The organism is Exiguobacterium sp. SH5S4 (genome assembly GCF_004337045.1).
Classification (GTDB): Bacteria; Bacillota; Bacilli; order Exiguobacteriales; family Exiguobacteriaceae; genus Exiguobacterium; species Exiguobacterium aurantiacum_A.
On the sequence record NZ_SJUQ01000022.1, the window covers coordinates 22,649 to 41,790 of the forward strand.

Consider the following 19,142-nt stretch of genomic DNA (forward strand, 5'->3'; position numbering starts at 1 on the left):
GGAAGCCGCGGCTTCCTTCCCTTTGTGGTTAACGATTGACGGAAGCGGCCATACGGATGTACGTATGACGGCGTCCGCGGATGGCGATCGACAACGCCTGAATATTCTCAGGTGTGGCGATTCCGGACAGACCGGCGTCGCCGATATGGAAGATGTCGGTACCGCCGCGTTTTGATGATAAGGCGATGTCGCGGATCGTCCCTTCGTCGGCGCCTTCTTGTGACGTTCCGATGGCGGCCAAGACGAGCTTGTTCAGTGCTTGGATTTCTTGCGTCACGTGATAGAACTCGTCTTCACGGACACCTGGGACGGTTCCTGGCGCGGGAATCAAGATGATGTCGGCACCAGCTTCGGCAAAGCGGACGTACGCATCACGGTCGATCACGTTACCGACACCCGCTTGATGCATCTTCCCGGCAATGATGACGCCGGCAAATTCAGACCGGGCCGTGATGATCGCTTTTTCGATGGCCTCGTTCGTGACACCGGTGTTCGGATTACCGGTCAAACAGACGAAGTCGATTCCGAGTTCGGAAGCGCGGGTGAACGCTTCCTGCGTCGCCAGTCGGCCTTGTTTCACGTCGAACATGTCCGAGGACTTCTCGCTGAAGTCGACAGGCTCGAGATTGACACCGACCGGCAGTCCGATCAGCCGTTTTAATTCCGTGATCGGATTGTCGGACATCGTCTCACCCGGGATGTCGCCGAATAAGGCGTGGCTTTCAAGTCCCTTTATGTACGGATGGAACACGTCAAGCATGTTGAGCAAGATCATGTCGGCGCCGAACGCCCGGGCGAGCTCGGCGTTCGTCACTTCGGGATAGAGCGGCTGCACGGTCGGAATGACCTCGGCGAGCACGGTCCGGCCTTCGGCTTTTCGGATCGACTCAATCAAATCGTTACGGTTGAACGTCAAGAAATCACTCGCTTTGCAATCAAGAATGCGTTTCATAGTCAACTACCTCCTCAGATTCGTCCATTTTCCTATTCCCTATTCGTGCCAATATCCCTCTATAATAAAACAGAATGGAGGCGAAAACATGACAGAAAAAGAAAAGATGATTCAAGGTGAACTTTATCTGGCCGCTGATTCGGAACTCGTCGCTGACCGGCGACAGGCGCGACGTCTGACAGAGCGGTTCAATCAGTCCGGGATCGATGAGCTCGACGTCCGCAAGCAAGTACTCGGTGAACTGTTCGGTTCGACCGGGGCATCGTTCTACCTAGAACCGACGTTCAAGTGTGACTACGGATACAATATTCATCTCGGGGACCGTTTTTTTGCGAACTTCGACTGCGTGTTTTTAGATATCTGTCCGATCCGGTTCGGGGATGACTGTATGCTCGGTCCCGGTGTCCACGTCTACACGGCGACCCATCCGCTCGACCCGACAGAACGAATTTCTGGCCTCGAGTACGGTAAGCCGGTTACGGTCGGCCATCGCGTCTGGATCGGTGGCGGGGCCATCATCAATCCGGGCGTGACGATTGGGGATGACACAGTCATCGCCTCAGGTGCGGTTGTGACGAAAGACGTGCCGGCCCGTGCCGTCGTCGGAGGCAATCCGGCCCGAGTGATCAAGCTAATTCCATGAATCTTAAAATGACCTTTCCGAACTCGTTCGGAAAGGTCATTGTTCATTTCCAGACTCGTTTTACGTTGAGCGTTTCTTGGGCATAACCCCAAACGGAAATCGGGGACATGAACAATTGATAGCTCAGTACGAAAAAGATGAATCCGAAGAAGTTTTTACGTACCCGTAAGTTCAAGTTCTTGAATACATAGTCCCGTTGGTAGAAGTAGAGCAGTCCATAGCTAAGGACGGTCAATGGCAGGACGAGGAGCGTCATCGGTCCAACGATCCAATAATGACCGAACAGAGCGAGAACGAGACCTGGGATCCAGAAGAACGTGAAGGCGATATCGAGATACGGCATGATCAAATTGACCCCGGTCAAGTACTTCGTATAAAGCTGGGGCTGACGCCACGGTTTCACTTCTTGCAATCCCTCGATCATCCCACGGGCCCAACGCGACCGTTGACGCGCAAAGTGGCGGAACGATTCAGGTGCGTCCGTGAACGCGACGGCGAGCGGTTCGAAATAGACGCGACGCTTCATTTCAAGGAGTCGCCACGTGAGAACGATGTCTTCCCCGATCGCATCTGGCCAACCACCGACTCGTTTGACGGCATCGGTCTCGTACAAACTGAACGCACCTTGAGCGACGAGTGTCCCTTGGTAAAGCCCTTGAAGCCGCTTGATTGATGCGATGCCGAGAAAATAATCCCACTCTTGAAGCCGTGTCCAAAACGAACTGCGGCTATTGCGAACGAGCATGCTGCCGGCGACGGCACAGACGTCTTTCGGACTCGACACGAGCCGTGCGACCAAATAGCGAATCGCGGACGGATGAATCAACGTATCGGCATCGAGCGTGATGATGTATTGGGTAGTCACTTTCGTTAAACCGTAATTGAGCGCTTGGAACTTCCCGGCTCTCGGTTCATGCAATAGCTCGATTTGTAAGGCGAAATCTTCTTGCGCCCGTATCACTTCGGCCGACGTGGCATCGCTTGAGTTGTTATCAATGACGAATACTTGGAGCGGTCCCGTGTAGTCTTGCAGTGTCACGTAACGAATCGTCTCGTAGATGGATGATTGTTCGTTGTAGGCGGCAATCATGACCGTCACGGCTTCGTCCGGATGTTCGTTTGTGAACGGCGGCTGCCGATCGAGAACGAGACTCGCGAGCAAGAATGCCATCAAATAGCCCGGGACGTAAGCGATACCACCGATGATGAACAAGGCGAGCACCCAATTCGTCACTGCAGCCAAATCGGTCAACCAAGGTAAAGAAATGTAGATAGAAAACAATAACCAGAGCCATGAAAAACCGTGCGCCAACCAAAAGCGAGTCAAAATCGTCCAATACCAACGATTCCCGATGCGATTGCGTCCCCATCTCGATTCGACCGGTTCATTTCGTGAAATCATGTGATGTCCTCAATTCTGTTTCAATGGAAACGAGCTTGTCTAATATTGAAAATTTATCGTTCAAGTTAGATATACAGACAGCAAATTGAATTTTGATGGGGAATGCTTATAAAGTCAACAAATGATGCGTCGTGCATAAAAAATATTGACCCAAATTAAAAACAGGACCTGGGTCCTGTTTTTAGTTTTAGCTATGAAATTGTTTCTGATGTGTGCGCCCAAGCAATCAATGTTTGTCGAGCAAGGGCAAGTGCTTGCTCGTTACCGAGCGTGACGCGGATCCCGTCCGGTTGACGCGACGTATGGATGCCGTGTTCGGCTAAGTGAGACCAAACCGCTTCGGGCTGGTCGAGTGTGACGTATAAAAAATTCGCCTCAGCTGGCTGGACTTGACCGATCGTCCCGAGTAACTCCGACCACTTGACCCGCATATCGTGATGCCAAGCGATTGACTCGTTCAAGTAGGTCGCATCAGCCAAAAAGACGTTGGCAATTTTCGCGCTCACACCGCTTATATTGAACGGAGGGACGAATTGCCGGAAATACTGAGCGAGTTCGGTCGTCGTGATCATAAACCCGAGACGGGCGTTGGCTAAGCCGAACGCCTTTGATAGCGTCCGTAAGACGATCACGTTCGTCAGTTCATTCAAGTGCTTGACGATACTCGATGCAGGCGTGAAATCGATATACGCCTCGTCGACGATCAAATAAGGGACGAGGCCTGCCAGTTCGGTCAACTCACCGACCGTCCACAACTTACCGGTCGGATTGTTCGGGTTCGACAACAGTAACAGCTTCGGTGCATGTTGCTGAATCGCCAGGGCGAGCGCCTCATACGATAAATCGTCCGCCTGAACATGCCGACCGTGCGCAATCGTCGTGAAGATCGGGTAGAGCGAGAAGTCAGGACTCGGTGACAAGACGACGTCTTCTGGTGACAAGAGCGCCTGCGTGACGACGTGAATCATTTCGTCACTGCCACAGCCGACGAGCAACTGGTTCGGTTCGACGCCAGCATAGGCCGCGTAGCGGGTGAACAGTTCATCGATCGGTTGGACCGGATATTCGTGCAAGTCATGGAAAGAGATCGTTGCCAGCTGTTCATGCAACCGCTTCGGCGCCGGGAACTGGCTTTCGTTTTGATTCAATCGATATCCTTCCGGGTAAGTGACGGGATAGATTGGGAGGTCGACTTGCCTCATTCCGTCGGCTCCATCGAGAACCATTTTTTAGCGAGCTCATCGATCTCCCCTGAGTCGATCATCTTGTTCAACTCGTCGTTGAACTGATCACGCAAATCGTCTTCCAATTTGAAAGCGGCCGCCGATCCTTTCTCGCCGTCTTCTTTAAGCGCGAACGTATAAAAACCCGCGTCTTGGTCTAAGTATTTTTGAGCGACCGTGTCTTCGATGACCATCGCGTCGATGCGGCCCGTGTTCAACTCTTGAACGATTTCTGGAATCTTGTTCAACGACACGAGTTCAGCGTCTGGCGCTTGGTCTTTAGCGATATTCTCTTGAATTGAAGCGGTCTGGACACCGATCTTCTTACCGGCTAGCGCTTCGATTTCTTTTAACGATTCATCTTTTGTCATAATCAAGTTCGTCGCCGACAAATAGATGTCCGAGAACGACGCGTTTTCTTTCCGCTCTTCGGTCGGCGTCATGCCGGCCATGACGAAGTCGATCCGTCCAGCGTTCAAGGCTCCGAGCAAACTGCCGAAGTCCATGTCCTCAATCTTTAACTCATAGCCGAGACGCTCTGTGACGGTTTCGGCAATCTCGATGTCGAAGCCGACAATCTCATCCCCGTTCGCCGTATCAACGAACTCATACGGGAAGTAATCAGCACTTGTGCCCATGACGAGTGTCTTTTTTTCTTCTCCCGTTGTCTCTTGGCTGCATCCCGCTAATAATGCGCTTGCGACTAGTCCCCCAGTAACGATCCACTTTTTCATGTATAAATTCCTCCTTCAAGATATGAGACTAAGTGTAATTGCATAATTATTAATTGTAAAGTATAAAAATACAAAAAAGCTAAAAAAATCATCCAGTCCGCTTTAAGCTGGATGACAAGAATCATCCGTCAATCTGCTGCACGTAGCTGATGACGTCGGTCAAATAGGTCTCGATCGGGCGATTTGCATCGATTGTAAGCGTATGCATAAAGTTGGGTTTTTTACGGTTTGCGACAGTTCGATGAAAATCGTCCGGGGAAATGGATTCGATTTGACTAATCTTGCGTTCGCGCTCGGAAAGGCGGCGATTGATTTCATCGACGTCGTCGACGACACACTCGACGTAGCGATAAGTGGCGCCATGGTTTTCGGCGAGTGCCAATCCGCGTTCAAGCATCACATCATACAGGCAAGGGCTGTCCAGAATGACGTTCCGGCCTAGTGACAAATTGAACGCAACAAGCGCCCAATCGATGTCATAGGCGACTTTTCCGGCCAGTGCCGGGTCAAGCGGATGATCCACCATTGATTCGAGCAAGGCTGTCTTCGTCACGTCATGGTCGACGATGACCGCATTGAGCTGAGGCGCGATGGCACGGGCCAGCGTCGATTTGCCTGAGCCCGGAAATCCGGACATTTGTAAAAAGAACATGGTCTCACCTTACTTTTCGTTTGATTTACCACGGCTGAAACCGGCGAATAACCTGCCACCGAACGGCAACATCGCCTCGTCAACGAAGCAGACGAGGTCGTCAATTTCGTTGTTTCGATAATACGACTCGAGAGCAGCTACAAGTTGATGAGCCAACTCGTTGTCGTGGCGGGCGAGGGCGCGGTACGCCCATTTTGATGTACCCGTCCATTTTCCGTTCGTGCGCAAGATGAATTCGCAGATTAAATCCCCGATCGTACTGCTGATGAACAGACCTTCTTGCCGATTTTGACAGCCAATCAAGTCATCGAGCGCATCTGTCAAAAAATATCGTTTCATCTCAATCGTCTCATCAGACCACACATCTGGGCCGCGCTCGAGTAAGTCTTTAGCTTCACGTTTGATGGCTTCGATCACGCCTGTATCTTTCAATACGACGCTTTCCGCTACCATCGTCGGTAAGGACGGCATGGCGCGTTGGCAATCTTGAACGAAAAAGGCGCGGTAGGACGTCAGGTTGTGGGCGAATAGCTCGATGCGCCATCCGTATTCGATCAGCGATTCACGATAAGACGAGACGAGCGTTTGGTCGAAGACGACAATGTCTAAGTCAGACGTTTCCGTCGCTTCGCCGCGGACGATGCTTCCTGCCAATCCAGCTGCCTGACAGTTCGGGAAGTAGTGATCAACAAATTGTTGTGCTGCTTCGATAGGTTCGATTCGATGTTTCAAACTATGCACTCCTTTAGGATGGCTGGAGGAATCAATATATACTTTTGAACGTGTTGAAGCGATAACTTCTTATTTGTTCATGTCTTCTTTTGCGGTGATGTTCCATTTTTTCAACGCTCCGTCTTCTTCGTAAATGACCCGGACTTCCATCTGACTCAGTACGAGCCGTTGCTCCGAGGCAAAAAGGACGAGCGGATAGCCGGTCGACAGCGGCTCGTCCGCCTCATAAATCGGACTGTGGGCCTGCATCGCGTAATAGCCGTCAGACCGGGTATTGGCCGCACCGGCGTCAACTTGGATGACTGTCTCGAAACCTTGTAGTCGTAGTACGTAACTGTACGTCGTTCGGGCCCCGCGTTCGAGCCGCCATTCCTCAATCACGGCCTCATGATCGTTTTGATTCGCTTCGAATAAAACTTCTTGCGCCGTGTATTCTCGTTCATATGGAATCATCTCTTGAATGTTGACGGCCGTCATCGTCGCGAGTTTTTGCGATTCTTCCGATGGCGGTGTGATGAGAATCCCGATAAAGATCAAGATAGGGATGAGCAAATAAATGATGACCCGACTTTGCATATGGCTTCACCTGTCCTTTATCGAGTTTTTTCGCCATAATTTGTCAGAACCCTGCCTGACACTTGAAAAATGTCACGAGCAGCACGTTCAATCGTCAAAAATAGGACGACCGGATGTATGATGAATTCAGGAGGGGATTGGGATGAAGATTGGGGTTATCGGCGGGGGAATTGCCGGGTTGACAACGGCGGCTCTCGCTAGTCGATCGGGACATGACGTGATCGTGTTTGAATCATCGCGCGAATGGGGCGGATGTGCCGGTAAGTTTGACCGCGGGGACTACCGTTTCCCGGCAGGCGCGACGCTCGGGATGGGGTTCGAACGAGGCGGACTCCATCAACGCGTGCTCGACTACTTAGACGAGGCGGTCGCAGTCGAGAAGCTCGACGAAGTGATGCATGTCCATCTGAGTGATCGAACGGTCGTCTACTATCAAGCGCGCCAAGCGTTTCTCGATGAACTGAGTATGAAGTTTCCGGAACTGCAGTCGGATATCCGGTCATTTTTTCAAGAAGTATGGACGGATTTTGATAGAATCCGACCGCTGTTCGAGCGATTGCCGGCTTTACCGCTCCGGACGCTTGACGATGCGCTGACCGCATTTCGCGGATTTCGGCCGAATCAAGTAGCGGCACTCGTAAAACTATATCGTCCGCTACATGAAACGTTGCGACGTCATCGGTTGGGCGGGACACCGTTCGAGCAATTCATCGATGGCATTTTACTCGATAGTTTACAGACGGGAGCACGCGAGGCGAGTCACTTGCTCGCGACCGTCGCGCTATCGATTTATCATGAAGGGGCATTTTACGTCGAAGGTGGATTGTACACACTCGCCCACGCCTTGGAACGCTCGATTCGACATAGCGGAGGCACAACGCTGCTCGGTCGTCAAATCATGAAAATCGAGCGCGTCGCCGACGGCTGGTTATTGACCGATCGCCGGGGCCGGCTTGAGATCGTCGACGTCGTCGTTGCCGCGATCCCGCTCGAGGCGACACAGCGCTTGCTGAGCGGTGCCGACGAGCGTCGATTTGCCGGGCAATATCGACGTCAGTTGAAGCAATCGCAATGGGGCACGTTCAGTCTATACGTGACGTTGCCCGAGCGCGTCTGTCTGGACCGGCCCTTATTCCAACAAGTGTATACGGACGACTTGCCGTCCGGCCATGCCTTCATCTCGATGTCGGCTCCGGACGACGTGTTACGGACGTCTCTCCCCGAACGGACCGTGACGGTCTCGACGCATATCGATTTATCAGAGTGGGACGATTGGAAAGACAGGGCCACCTATGAGAAACTAGAAGCAATATGGACCGGGCGTCTCATCTCGGCCGTGAAGCGGGCGTTTCCGGACTGGACGGGCGAATCAGCGGTCCTCCTTCCCGGGGGTCCAGGAGCGTGGGTGAAATATACGAGACGACCGCACGGTGCTGTCGGCGGCTATGCGCAAACACCGCGTCAGGCTCTGTTCCATGCCGCGAGCTATCGGACGACGCTACCGAACTTTTTCGTGTGCGGGGATACGGTGTTCCCGGGAGCGGGGACGATCGGGGCAATGACGAGCGGGTTGCACGTCGGACGTGCGCTCGGTGCAAAGCTATAATGAAGGAGACGGTGTCATGCATAAGAAAACATTTAATGAGCTGACGACGAAAGAACTGTATGATCTGTTGGCGCTGCGGACCGAGGTGTTCGTCGTCGAGCAAGATTGTCCGTATCAGGAAGTCGACGGGAAAGATGTCACGGCGCATCATTACTGGATCGAAGAAGACGGTGTGATGGTCGCCGCACTCCGAGTTCTCGTCGAAGAAACGCCGATCGCCATCGGTCGTGTCGTCACGAAAGCGTCACATCGAGGCAAAGGGTACTCGCGCAGGCTAATGGAAGAAGCTGTCATTGACTTCGGGTCCGTCGAGCTCTACTTACAAGCTCAGACATACGTCGAACCGTTCTATGCGAGTTTCGGCTTTTCGCGAACGAGTGAAGAATACTTAGAAGACGGTATCCCGCATGTCGATATGACGCGGGAAAGAACAAAATCTTCCTAAAGCAGTGCGGTACCGTTCGCCAGAAGTTCATGGTAGAATGTTGAGGAATACATGCGCACATGAAAACGTGCGATAACATTATAGCGTGCAAAGGGGTTTACGATGGTGACTGACCAACAAGTAATTGAAAAAGCGAAAGAATTAGCCGACCTTTTGGCAAAGACTCCAGAAGTGGCCCGCTTCAAAGAAGCGGAAACGAAAGTGAACGAAAGTGAACGCGTCCAAACGTTGATCAAACGGATCAAATATTTACAAAAAGAAGCGGTCAACTGCAAACATTACGGCAAGACCGAAGCGCTTGCCAAAGTCGAACTAAAAATCGACGAGGCGATGGACGAACTCGATTCGATTCCGGTCGTCCAGGCGTTCCAAGAGACACAAGTCGAAGTGAACGACCTCCTTCAATACGTGACGGTGACGCTCGCCAACTCGGTGACGGACCGAATCATCGAAGCGACGGAAGGCGACGTACTCGCAGGTAAAACAGGAAGCGGCATGGCAGCGGAGAAATCACGCGGCGGTTGCGGATACTAAAAAACAACAGCTGGCCTTTGGTCAGCTGTTCTACTTTATAGAGGTGAGACGAAATGGAAGCGATACATCAGACACCGATGATGAAGCAATATTTTTCAATCAAGGCGGATTATCCTGACGCCTTTGTATTTTACCGGCTCGGTGACTTTTACGAGCTCTTTTTTGAAGACGCCCAAATCGTGGCGAAAGAACTCGAATTGACGCTCACCGCGAAAAACGGCAAAAACGCCGAGCATCCGATCCCGATGTGTGGAGTCCCGCATCACTCGGTAGCCGTCTACATCGAGCAGTTGATCGAAAAAGGATTCAACGTCGCGATCTGTGAGCAGATGGAAGATCCGAAAGCGACAAAAGGCCTTGTGAAGCGGGAAGTCATCCAAGTCATCACGCCAGGTACTTACATGGCCGCGCTCGGAGACAAAGACAACCGTTATTTGGTCGCCGTCGCCAAAGTTGGTGAAACCTACGGGGTCGCCCGTGGTGACGTGACGACAGGTGAATCTTGGCTGACGACGTTGCCGACGAAAGAAGCGGTCCTCCGTGAAGTCGAAGGATTGATCCCGAGTGAGATATTAGTCGATGACGATCAGCTCGCGGACATGTTGCAGCCGCTCGGGATCCCGCTGTCGATTCAAGTCGAACGCCGGTCGAGCGAACTGTCCGCATCGGCGAAAGACGACGCCCAAGTGAGCGCGTTTGATTTGCTGTACGCCTATTTGACACGGACGCAAAAGCGGGCGCTCGACCACTTGCAGCCGGCGATCGCCTATGAGGTCGAAGCCCACATGCAGCTCGACCCGAATACGGCACGCAATTTAGAACTGTTCCGCTCGGCCCGGTCCGGAGAACGGAAAGGCTCACTCTTATCACTGCTCGACGAGACGACGACCGCCATGGGTGGACGTCTTTTAAAGCGTTGGCTCGAACAACCGCTCTATACAGAGCAAGCGATCCATGAGCGTCAAGACGCGGTCGAGAACTTACTTGACGATTTCATGCTGCGCGACCAACTCCGGGACGAATTGAAACACGTCTATGATATCGAGCGGCTCGTCGCGAAAGTCGGCTACGGGACGGCGAACGCGCGCGATCTCGTACAATTGCGCGACACACTAGCACGCATCCCGGCTTTGAGCGTGATGCTCGAAGCGGTCGCATCAAGCCGGTTGCATCATATCCATGAAGACTTGGACACGTTCGAAGACTTGGCGGCGCTTCTTGAAGCGGCGCTCGTCGAATCTCCACCGATCTCGACGAAAGAAGGCGGAATGATTCGTAAAGGCTATTCTGAAGAGCTCGATCAGTTGCTTGAAGCGAAAGCGAACGGGAAGTCGTGGATCGCGAACCTGGAGCAACAAGAGCGGATCGCGACCGGGATCAAGTCATTAAAGATCGGCTACAACCGTGTCTTCGGGTATTATCTCGAAGTGACGAAAGCGAACGCCCGTTTACTCGAAGAAGGTCGGTACGAGCGGAAACAGACGCTGACGAACGCCGAACGCTACGTCACGCCCGAGCTGAAAGAAAAAGAAGCGCTCATCCTCGGTGCGGAAGAGAAGAGCTGCACGCTCGAGTATGACTTGTTCGTCACACTGCGCGACCGAGTCAAACTCGAGACGAAACGGTTGCAACAGCTCGCACGGTCGCTCAGTGAACTTGACGTCCTGCTCGCTTTGGCGATCGTCGCCGAAAAGCGGGACTACGTGCGTCCGACAGCGTCCGCAAACGTTCAAATCGATCGCGGCCGGCACCCGGTCATCGAGACGGTTCTGCCACGCGGTGACTATGTCGCCAACGACTTGACGCTTGACGACTCGCGTCAGATGCTGTTGATCACCGGACCGAACATGTCCGGTAAATCGACGTACATGCGCCAGTTCGCGTTGATCGCGATCATGCACCAAATCGGATCGTTCGTCCCAGCCGAGGCGGCCGAACTGCCGCTGTTTGACCGCATCTTCACTCGCATCGGGGCAGCGGACGACCTCGTGAGCGGTCAGTCCACGTTTATGGTCGAAATGACCGAGACGCGCCAGGCCGTGACCGAGGCGACGGCGAACAGCCTGATTTTGCTTGATGAGATCGGGCGCGGGACGTCGACGTATGATGGGATGGCGCTCGCGCAAGCGATCGTCGAATATATCGCCTCCTCAATCGGCGCGAAGACGCTGTTCTCGACGCATTATCATGAGCTGACCGTCCTCGAAACGACGATCCCGACGCTCGAGAACGTCCACGTCCGCGCCATCGAACGCGACGGACGCGTCGTCTTCTTGCATGAAGTTCATCCAGGCAAGGCCGACAAGTCTTACGGCATCCACGTCGCGGAACTGGCCGATTTGCCGCAATCGCTCATCGAACGAGCCCGGACGATCTTAACAGAGCTCGAACAAGAGAAAGAGCGGGTCGCTGCCCCGACTGACCCGATAACGAAGAAGTCGAGCGATGAAACCGCTCAGCTCTCTTTGTTCGAGACAAAAGATGAGTTAAAACAACAATTGCTCGAGCTCGATCTTTTAGCGATGAACCCGATCGAGGCGATGCAGGCGCTCTATGCGCTCCAACAGTCTGCGAAGAAAGGGTGAGTCGATGGGAATCATTCAAGAGTTGCCAGAACAGTTAGCCAACCGGATTGCGGCCGGGGAAGTTGTCGAACGACCGGCATCGGTCGTGAAAGAACTCGTCGAAAACGCGATTGATGCCGGCGCGACGAAAGTGGAAGTCGAGCTAGAAGAGGCCGGGATCCGGCTCATCAAAGTGCGGGATAACGGCCACGGCTTTTACGAGGATGACGCGGCCCGTGCTTTTTTAAGACATGCGACGAGCAAGATACGAGACGAACATGATTTGTTCCGGATCCGGACGCTCGGATTCCGGGGCGAGGCGCTCGCCTCGATCGCATCGGTCAGTCACGTCACGTTAAAGTCGCGCCGGGCTGATGAGGCCGGCTTTGAGATGACGCTACATGGCGGCGTCGTGATCGAGCAAACACCGACTGCTGCTAACGTCGGGACAGAGATCACGGTCAGTCAATTGTTCTATAATACGCCAGCCCGTTTGAAATACTTGAAAACGTCTGCGACCGAGCTCGCGAGCATCACCGACACGTTGAACCGGATCGCCTTGTCACACCCAGAAGTTCGATTGACGGCTTTCCATGAAGACAAGGAGCTACTCCGAACGAACGGGAACGGGGACATCAAGCAAGTCATGCTCGCGATCTACGGTCGGCAAGTCGCCGCCCAAATCGTGACGGCGTCGAGCAAGACGAATGACTACAGCTTGAGTGCTCACCTCGTGCGGCCCGAAGTGACGCGTTCAAATAAACAGTATGTGACCCTGATCTTGAACGGGCGGAGCATCAAAAATTTCGCGCTCACGCAAAGCGTGCTCGAAGGCTATCATACGCTCCTGCCGATCGGACGTTACCCGATCGCCGTGCTCGAAGTGAACATGGACCCGATGCTGATTGATGTCAACGTCCATCCGACGAAGCGGGAAGTGCGGCTGTCAAAAGAGAAGGAACTCTGTCAACTGATCCGGGAGACGGTTCAACTGACACTTCGGGAGCAACGGTTGATCCCGTCGGTCAAACCAAGACAGCCGTCCGTTCCGACAGAGCAATCGAAGCTTGATTTCACCGTCGAACGCTCAGACACAGCAGTTGAGCCGAACGCATGGAACTATCCGATCCCACGCGAGCCGGTGACATCTCCGAGTCGCTGGTCGCCGACACCACTCGTTCAAGAGACACCGGTCGAAACAGTGCTGCCAGAAGAACCGGGGGTTGAAAAGGCGGAAAGCCGGTTGCCGGCGCTCGACGTCATCGGCCAACTCCATGCGAGTTACATCGTCTGCGGCGCGGACGATGGCATGTACATCATCGACCAACACGCCGCCCAAGAACGCATCAAGTACGAGCTGTTTTATGACCAACTCGGCCAGCCTGAAAAAGAGTATCAGTTGTTGCTGTTGCCGCTCACGCTCGAGTTCACCCAACAAGAGACGCTTGCGATCGAAGAAGTCGCCCCACTTCTTAAAGAAGCGGGCCTCGATTTAGAGGCGTTCGGAGGCAATACGTTTCTCGTCCGGGAAATCCCGACATGGTACCCGCAGCACGATCTCGAAGGGACAGTCCGTGATTTGATCGAGATGGCGATTCGGGACCGATCAATCGATATCGCTAAATATCGCGAACAGGCGTCGATCCTGATGGCGTGCAAACGATCGATCAAAGCGAACCATCCGTTAAACCTCGAGATGATGCGACAGTTGATCCGCGACCTTGGCGAGACGACGTCTCCGTATACGTGTCCACACGGACGTCCGATTTTAGTGAAGTGGAGTACGTATGAACTCGAGAAGTTGTTCAAACGTGTCATGTGACAAACGTTGTAATCTTAATTTAACCGACTGTAACGTTTATGGATGCTTAGCTATGGGAACAATATACACATGTCGTCAAACGCATCGAGGTTGAGAGGTGGAGTTCACACTGCCTCACCCTCAAGATGTAGACATGATTCATAAACCAGTAGGGGGAAATGATTATGACAGACACGCTTAAAGTAACGACACGAGAATTACGACCACGTTCGGTTCGAACAAACTTACGTAAAGAAGGAAAAGTACTTGGTGTCGTTTACGGCTACAAAGTCGAAAGCACACCAGTCGCGTTTGAAGAAATGGCATTGCGCAAGATTCTCCGGGAACACGGTGACAACGCCTTGATCGAACTCAACATCGACGGCAAGAAAGTAAACACACTCGTTCACGGGACGGAAGTTGACCCGTTCACGAACACATACAAGCACGTCGAGTTCATGGCAGTCAAAATGGATGAGGCAACTGAAGTTGAAGCAGACGTCACACTCGTCGGCGACGCGAAAGGTGTCAAAGAAGGCGGCTTCTTGTCGCAAGCACTCTATAAAGTCACTGTTTCGGCAACACCTGCTAACATCCCAGAGCGGATCGAGCTCGACGTCAGCGAGCTAGGGATCGGTGACTCACTCACAGTTGCTGATATTCCGAAGAATAAAGATTACGAAATCTTATCTGAAGGCGATCTTCAAATCGCATCAGTGAACGAGCCGGTAGCAGTCGAAGAAGAGGAAACTGAAGGTGAAGAAGCTTCAGCTCCAGAAAAATCGACTAAAGCATCGACTGATGAGACGACAGAGTCTTCTGAGAAAGAATAATTGGTTTCATGCGGCCCTTTACGAAGGGTCGCTTTTTTTAGTCACAAATCCGACAAATGTAACCGATTACGATGTGAAAAGTATGTCAACAGTTCGAATGGGCAGTTGCAAAAATGTCGCTCCGGGCTTATATTGTTAATGATTTCACATGTTTGTTCTTATTATATGGTTCATTTAAACAGAAAGAAGGGTTTGTGACATGGCATCAATGGAAATCCATGCACTCGAATCATTACGGAAGAAAGCACAGGCTTCCTCAGCGATGATTCACTATCGGCCGATGGAATATTTTTTACGGGCAATGCTCGCGGGGATTTTTATCGGGTTCGCATCAATCTTCACATTAAAAGTCGTCAACGGCATGTATCTTGTAGATTCACCATTTACGACGCTCATCGGGGGATTCTCGTTCGGGATCGCGCTCGTCATGATCATCTACGGAGGCGCTGAACTATTTACCGGGAATACGATGTATTTTACGACTTCAACGATGCGTGGCTATACGACGCTGAGTGATACGATGCTCGTCTGGTTGCTTTGCTTCGTCGGGAACGCGCTCGGCGGCATTCTTTTCGCCTTGTTGCTCGCGCCGACTGGAGTCATTCAAGAGCTCGGCATGAACAACTGGTTATTTGCCGTCGTCGAGAGCAAGATGCATCATACGACAGTCGAAATCTTTTTTAGAGCCATCTTCTGTAACTGGATGGTCTGTCTCGCCATCTTCTTGCCGAAACAAATGAAAAATGAATTTGCCCAAATCTTCTCGATGATCTTCCTAGTGGCCGTCTTCTTCGCTTCAGGGTTTGATCACGTCATCGCCAACTTCGTCTTGTTCGCACTCACACTCGTTGTTCCGCATCCAGAAGCAATCAGCTTTGCTGGAGCCATCCACAACTTGATTCCGGCTACGTTCGGAAACATTATCGGAGGCGCGTTATTCATGGGAGCAATCTATACATGGTTGAACGCTAAAGGATTGCGTGAAGCACAAGAGTCAGAGCAAGAAGAAGTCGAACTGAAAATCGTCAAGCCAGCCAAAGAAGTATGACATACATCACGAAGCGCACAGTCGAGCCCACATCAGGGATTCGGCTGTTTTTTTACGTTCGGGATCGGTTGCAACTGTCACAATATCGACGTGCCTCAAATCGATAAAACGTGACATAATCTATATATAGAATTTTTATCGGTTATCAGCCGTTAAATAATCAATATATAGCGAGGTGATGCGGAGTGAACATGCTCCAGCTTTATAATGATGTCTGTGTGCTACCAGATCAAGATTTGATCCAAGAGAACGCCAACGTCGACGGGAAGTCGCCACTCGGCAAACTAGCGCGCTTATCTTCAGAAGTGTCAAAACAATTATCGACCACGTACCTATTGTCGGAACGGTCACGTCTAGCGATCCGTGATAACTACTTGTATGTGCATGATGCCGATTACTATGTGACCGGATCGACGACGTGTTGTCAAATCCCGCTCGGAGAGTTACTCGCGAACGGGTTCCACACCGGACACGGGACGATTCGTCCCCCGCAGGACATTCGTTCGGCGCTGGCGCTCGCCTCGATCATTCTTCAAGCGAATCAGAACATGCAGCACGGGGGACAGGCGTTCCCGATGTTTGACGTCGATCTCGCTCCTTACGTCGAGAAGACGTATGAACGTCAACTCGAGCGGTTGAACGGATTACCGATTGAGCTGACGGTGGAGCAAAAACAGCAGATCGCTGAAGCGGAAACCGTCTCGGCGACGTACCAGGCGTGCGAGGCGTTCATCCATAACGCCAACTCGATGCACTCGCGCGGCGGCGGTCAAGTTCCGTTCGTGTCGATCAACTACGGCACCGACACGAGTCGGTGGGGACGAGTGTTTATCCGCGAGTTGTTAAAAGCGACAGAGCGAGGGTTAGGCAACGGGGAGACGCCGATTTTCCCGATTCAAATCTTCAAAGTAAAGGAAGGCGTCAATTTCAATGACGGGGACCCGAACGTCGATTTGTTCCGCCACGCATGCCGCGTGACGGGTAAGCGGTTGTTCCCGAACTTCTCGTTCGTTGATGCGCCGTTCAACCTTCAGTACTATGACGGGACACATGCTTCGGAAGTTGCCTACATGGGCTGCCGGACGCGGGTGATGGGAAACCGTCATGGGGCAGAGACGTCGATCGGAAGAGGTAATTTATCGTTCTCGACGTTGAATTTAGTGAAGATGGCACTCGTGTCATCCGATATCGAGTCATTTTATAAGACGTTGGATGGATTCGTTGACATCGCCATCGAGCAATTGCTCGAGCGCTTCGACTATCAATGTAAGCGACATGCGGACGAATTCCGCTTTCTTTATGCGCAGCATGTCTGGCGGGGGAGTGAGACGCTTTTGCCTGAATCGGAATTACGAGACGTGTTAAAACAAGGGACGTTGTCGCTCGGATTCATCGGTCTCGCCGAAGCGCTACGTGTCCTCGTTGGCGGGACGCACGTTGAATCAAGAGAAGCAGAACGTCTCGGGCTTGATATCGTGACCCATCTCGCGAACCGGATGAGGCAGGCGGCGGACGATCATGATTTAAACTTTTCGCTACTGGCGACGCCGGCCGAAGGATTGTCCGGGAAGTTCGTGTTAAACGATCAACACGATTTCGGGATGATCGCCGGTGTGACCGATCGCGCGTTTTACACGAATTCGTTCCACGTCCCGGTTTATCAACACGTCTCAATCCGGGACAAGGTTCGAATCGAGGCGCCATACCACGCCTTATGTGACGCCGGACATATTACGTACGTCGAGGTCGACGGTTCGCTCGCCCATAACCCGGAAGCGGTTGAATCGATCGTGCGGCTCATGCGGGCGCATGACGTCGGCTATGGCTCGATCAATCATCCGGTCGATCGTTGCGGGAGTTGCGGTCTAGAAGGGATCATCGACGAGTCGTGTCCGACGTGCGGGGAACGAGATCAGATCGAGCGGATCCGTCGTATCACCGGTTATTTGGTCGGGACGATGGATCGATGGAACTCGGCAAAACGAGAAGAAGAACGAGCGAGGGTGAAACATCATGCGCGTCCTATCCGTACTTGAAGAATCGGTCGTAGATGGTCCGGGCATTCGAACCGTGATTTTTACAGCGGGCTGTCCGCATCGTTGCCTGGGCTGTCACAACCCTGAATCGTGGAATCCGCGAGGCGGTCGCGACATCTCGGTCGAAGAGTTGTTAGACCGTGTCGAGACGGCCGCATGGGAAGGTGTGACGATATCGGGCGGTGAACCGTTCCTGCAACCGGCTGAGCTGTCGGAGGTCGTGCGCGGTTGCAAGACACTCGGGAAGAACGTCTGGATCTATACTGGCTACACGTTCGAGGCGCTACAACAGCTAGAAAATGAGGACATCGACACCGTCCTTGACCACGCCGACGTCCTCGTCGACGGGCGTTTCGAGCAGCCGCTCATGGACCGCTCGCTCCGTTTCCGGGGGTCGAGCAACCAGCGGATCATTTTTCTGAACAAAGCATGATCGGGGCGACAACGCCCCGATTTTTTGTATACTAACAAAAAAGGGGGAAATCATTATGAAATGGTGTAGCTATGAAGTCGAAGGGGAGACAAGAGTCGGGGTGGTCGAAGGGGACCGAGTATATGACGTCAGTGATCAACTACATACGAACTCATTGTTAGAAGTGATTGCTCGCGAATTCGAGCCAGATATCGATTTAGACGTCGCAAGCGTACGATTGCTCGAAGACGTCAAACTGCTCGCACCTTACCGACCGCTGAAAAATGTCATCTGCATCGGGAAAAACTACGAGGAGCACGTGAAAGAGATGGATACGGCGGGAGCCGGTAAGCTCGTCATCTTCACGAAAGCACCGACCTCGGTCGTCGGTCCTGATGCCATCGTCGAGCGTCATGCAGCGCTTACCGACCAACTTGACTATGAGGGCGAGCTCGCCGTCATCATCGGAAAGTCAGGACGCGACATTCAAGACGTCGAGGACCACATTTTTGGGTATACCATCATTAACGATATTACGGCACGAGACGTGCAAAAACAGCACGTCCAGTTTTTCCGCGGCAAGTCGTTCGACACGTTCTGTCCGTTCGGACCATTTATCGTCACGCCGGAAGAACTCGAGTTTCCACTGTCAATCCGCACAGACGTGAACGGCGAAAACCGTCAGCTCGGATCGACGGATGACATGATCCGGCCGATCGATGAACTGATTCGGACGCTCTCAACAGGGATGACGCTCGAAGCGGGTGACATCATTGCGACCGGGACGCCAGCCGGGGTCGGACATGGGATGAAGCCACCAGTCTACCTCCAGTCCGGAGACCGGGTCGAAGTGACGATTTCCGGGCTTGGCACGTTACGGAACGACATCGTCTGACGAAATTGACGCAAATTGTGAAGAATCTTGTAATCGTTCCGTCAATTCCATGAA

At 52.7% G+C, this 19,142-nt stretch carries 18 protein-coding genes; 11 read left to right on the top strand and 7 right to left on the bottom strand.

Annotated elements, in window-relative coordinates:
• Positions 1-28 precede the first annotated feature (28 nt).
• Positions 29-952, bottom strand: a complete 924-nt coding sequence (locus EVJ32_RS12095) for a DUF7916 family protein (protein WP_131458609.1) — start codon at positions 950-952, stop codon at positions 29-31.
• A gap of 88 nt (positions 953-1,040) precedes the next feature.
• On the opposite strand from EVJ32_RS12095, the gene EVJ32_RS12100 reads away from it, so the two are divergent.
• Complete coding sequence (locus EVJ32_RS12100) at positions 1,041-1,595, top strand: maltose acetyltransferase domain-containing protein (RefSeq protein WP_131458610.1); 555 nt, start codon at positions 1,041-1,043, stop codon at positions 1,593-1,595.
• Positions 1,596-1,638: 43 nt separating this feature from the next.
• On the opposite strand, the gene EVJ32_RS12105 is transcribed toward EVJ32_RS12100, so the two are convergent.
• From EVJ32_RS12105 to EVJ32_RS12130, 6 genes are all read right to left on the bottom strand, one after another.
• Positions 1,639-2,997: a glycosyltransferase family 2 protein gene (locus EVJ32_RS12105; protein ID WP_131458611.1), complete on the bottom strand. Its 1,359-nt coding sequence runs from the start codon at positions 2,995-2,997 to the stop codon at positions 1,639-1,641.
• A gap of 191 nt (positions 2,998-3,188) precedes the next feature.
• The gene (locus EVJ32_RS12110) at positions 3,189-4,199 is read right to left on the bottom strand and encodes a pyridoxal phosphate-dependent aminotransferase (RefSeq protein WP_131458612.1); all 1,011 of its coding nucleotides are present in this window, start codon (positions 4,197-4,199) and stop codon (positions 3,189-3,191) included.
• Positions 4,196-4,954 (bottom strand): transporter substrate-binding domain-containing protein, encoded by a 759-nt coding sequence (locus tag EVJ32_RS12115; RefSeq protein ID WP_131458613.1) that lies wholly within the window; start codon positions 4,952-4,954, stop codon positions 4,196-4,198. The genes EVJ32_RS12110 and EVJ32_RS12115 overlap by 4 nt, the downstream gene beginning before the upstream one ends.
• 121 nt (positions 4,955-5,075) lie before the next feature.
• Entirely contained in the window at positions 5,076-5,606 is a 531-nt protein-coding gene (locus EVJ32_RS12120) for a P-loop nucleotide/nucleoside kinase family protein (RefSeq protein WP_131458614.1), read from the bottom strand.
• 9 nt (positions 5,607-5,615) lie between these two features.
• Positions 5,616-6,347, bottom strand: coding sequence for a nucleotidyltransferase domain-containing protein (locus EVJ32_RS12125; RefSeq protein ID WP_131458615.1), 732 nt, complete (start codon positions 6,345-6,347; stop codon positions 5,616-5,618).
• Positions 6,348-6,407: 60 nt separating this feature from the next.
• Positions 6,408-6,914 (bottom strand): hypothetical protein, encoded by a 507-nt coding sequence (locus EVJ32_RS12130; protein WP_070327376.1) that lies wholly within the window; start codon positions 6,912-6,914, stop codon positions 6,408-6,410.
• Positions 6,915-7,056: 142 nt separating this feature from the next.
• On the opposite strand from EVJ32_RS12130, the gene EVJ32_RS12135 reads away from it, so the two are divergent.
• The 10 genes from EVJ32_RS12135 to EVJ32_RS12180 all read left to right on the top strand — a co-directional run bounded on the left by EVJ32_RS12135 (position 7,057) and on the right by EVJ32_RS12180 (position 19,088).
• A complete protein-coding gene (locus tag EVJ32_RS12135) occupies positions 7,057-8,520 on the top strand; it encodes a phytoene desaturase family protein (protein ID WP_131458616.1) in 1,464 nt (487 codons plus the stop codon).
• Positions 8,521-8,536: 16 nt separating this feature from the next.
• On the top strand, positions 8,537-8,965 hold the full coding sequence (locus tag EVJ32_RS12140; RefSeq protein WP_071397378.1) for a GNAT family N-acetyltransferase: 429 nt from the start codon (positions 8,537-8,539) through the stop codon (positions 8,963-8,965).
• Between the two features lie 102 nt (positions 8,966-9,067).
• A complete protein-coding gene (locus tag EVJ32_RS12145) occupies positions 9,068-9,499 on the top strand; it encodes a YlbF/YmcA family competence regulator (protein WP_131458617.1) in 432 nt (143 codons plus the stop codon).
• Positions 9,500-9,552: 53 nt separating this feature from the next.
• A complete protein-coding gene (gene mutS, locus EVJ32_RS12150) occupies positions 9,553-12,084 on the top strand; it encodes a DNA mismatch repair protein MutS (protein ID WP_131458618.1) in 2,532 nt (843 codons plus the stop codon).
• A 4-nt stretch (positions 12,085-12,088) separates the two neighbouring features.
• The gene (gene mutL, locus EVJ32_RS12155; RefSeq protein WP_131458619.1) at positions 12,089-13,885 is read left to right on the top strand and encodes a DNA mismatch repair endonuclease MutL; all 1,797 of its coding nucleotides are present in this window, start codon (positions 12,089-12,091) and stop codon (positions 13,883-13,885) included.
• Between the two features lie 164 nt (positions 13,886-14,049).
• Entirely contained in the window at positions 14,050-14,697 is a 648-nt protein-coding gene (locus EVJ32_RS12160; RefSeq protein ID WP_131458620.1) for a 50S ribosomal protein L25/general stress protein Ctc, read from the top strand.
• A gap of 208 nt (positions 14,698-14,905) precedes the next feature.
• Positions 14,906-15,745, top strand: a complete 840-nt coding sequence (locus EVJ32_RS12165) for a formate/nitrite transporter family protein (protein ID WP_070327936.1) — start codon at positions 14,906-14,908, stop codon at positions 15,743-15,745.
• 191 nt (positions 15,746-15,936) lie between these two features.
• Positions 15,937-17,781, top strand: coding sequence for an anaerobic ribonucleoside triphosphate reductase (locus EVJ32_RS12170; RefSeq protein WP_131458621.1), 1,845 nt, complete (start codon positions 15,937-15,939; stop codon positions 17,779-17,781).
• Positions 17,759-18,214 carry an anaerobic ribonucleoside-triphosphate reductase activating protein gene (gene nrdG / locus EVJ32_RS12175; RefSeq protein WP_131458622.1) on the top strand — a complete coding sequence of 152 codons (456 nt, stop codon included), beginning with the start codon at positions 17,759-17,761 and terminating at the stop codon, positions 18,212-18,214. The genes EVJ32_RS12170 and nrdG overlap by 23 nt, the downstream gene beginning before the upstream one ends.
• Before the next feature lie 55 nt (positions 18,215-18,269).
• Positions 18,270-19,088, top strand: a complete 819-nt coding sequence (locus tag EVJ32_RS12180; protein ID WP_131458623.1) for a fumarylacetoacetate hydrolase family protein — start codon at positions 18,270-18,272, stop codon at positions 19,086-19,088.
• Positions 19,089-19,142: the final 54 nt, after the last annotated feature.

Excerpts from the sequence above, each read along its gene's own strand:
- nrdG (WP_131458622.1), top strand. The coding sequence starts at position 17,759 with ATGCGCGTCCTATCCGTACTTGAAGAATCGGTCGTAGATGGTCCGGGC.
- EVJ32_RS12110 (WP_131458612.1), bottom strand. The coding sequence starts at position 4,199 with ATGAGGCAAGTCGACCTCCCAATCTATCCCGTCACTTACCCGGAAGGA.
- EVJ32_RS12145 (WP_131458617.1), top strand. The coding sequence starts at position 9,068 with ATGGTGACTGACCAACAAGTAATTGAAAAAGCGAAAGAATTAGCCGAC.
- EVJ32_RS12160 (WP_131458620.1), top strand. The coding sequence starts at position 14,050 with ATGACAGACACGCTTAAAGTAACGACACGAGAATTACGACCACGTTCG.
- EVJ32_RS12130 (WP_070327376.1), bottom strand. The coding sequence starts at position 6,914 with ATGCAAAGTCGGGTCATCATTTATTTGCTCATCCCTATCTTGATCTTT.
- EVJ32_RS12115 (WP_131458613.1), bottom strand. The coding sequence starts at position 4,954 with ATGAAAAAGTGGATCGTTACTGGGGGACTAGTCGCAAGCGCATTATTA.
- EVJ32_RS12170 (WP_131458621.1), top strand. The coding sequence starts at position 15,937 with ATGCTCCAGCTTTATAATGATGTCTGTGTGCTACCAGATCAAGATTTG.
- EVJ32_RS12135 (WP_131458616.1), top strand. The coding sequence starts at position 7,057 with ATGAAGATTGGGGTTATCGGCGGGGGAATTGCCGGGTTGACAACGGCG.
- EVJ32_RS12120 (WP_131458614.1), bottom strand. The coding sequence starts at position 5,606 with ATGTTCTTTTTACAAATGTCCGGATTTCCGGGCTCAGGCAAATCGACG.
- mutS (WP_131458618.1), top strand. The coding sequence starts at position 9,553 with ATGGAAGCGATACATCAGACACCGATGATGAAGCAATATTTTTCAATC.
- EVJ32_RS12105 (WP_131458611.1), bottom strand. The coding sequence starts at position 2,997 with ATGATTTCACGAAATGAACCGGTCGAATCGAGATGGGGACGCAATCGC.
- EVJ32_RS12095 (WP_131458609.1), bottom strand. The coding sequence starts at position 952 with ATGAAACGCATTCTTGATTGCAAAGCGAGTGATTTCTTGACGTTCAAC.
- EVJ32_RS12100 (WP_131458610.1), top strand. The coding sequence starts at position 1,041 with ATGACAGAAAAAGAAAAGATGATTCAAGGTGAACTTTATCTGGCCGCT.
- mutL (WP_131458619.1), top strand. The coding sequence starts at position 12,089 with ATGGGAATCATTCAAGAGTTGCCAGAACAGTTAGCCAACCGGATTGCG.
- EVJ32_RS12180 (WP_131458623.1), top strand. The coding sequence starts at position 18,270 with ATGAAATGGTGTAGCTATGAAGTCGAAGGGGAGACAAGAGTCGGGGTG.
- EVJ32_RS12140 (WP_071397378.1), top strand. The coding sequence starts at position 8,537 with ATGCATAAGAAAACATTTAATGAGCTGACGACGAAAGAACTGTATGAT.
- EVJ32_RS12165 (WP_070327936.1), top strand. The coding sequence starts at position 14,906 with ATGGAAATCCATGCACTCGAATCATTACGGAAGAAAGCACAGGCTTCC.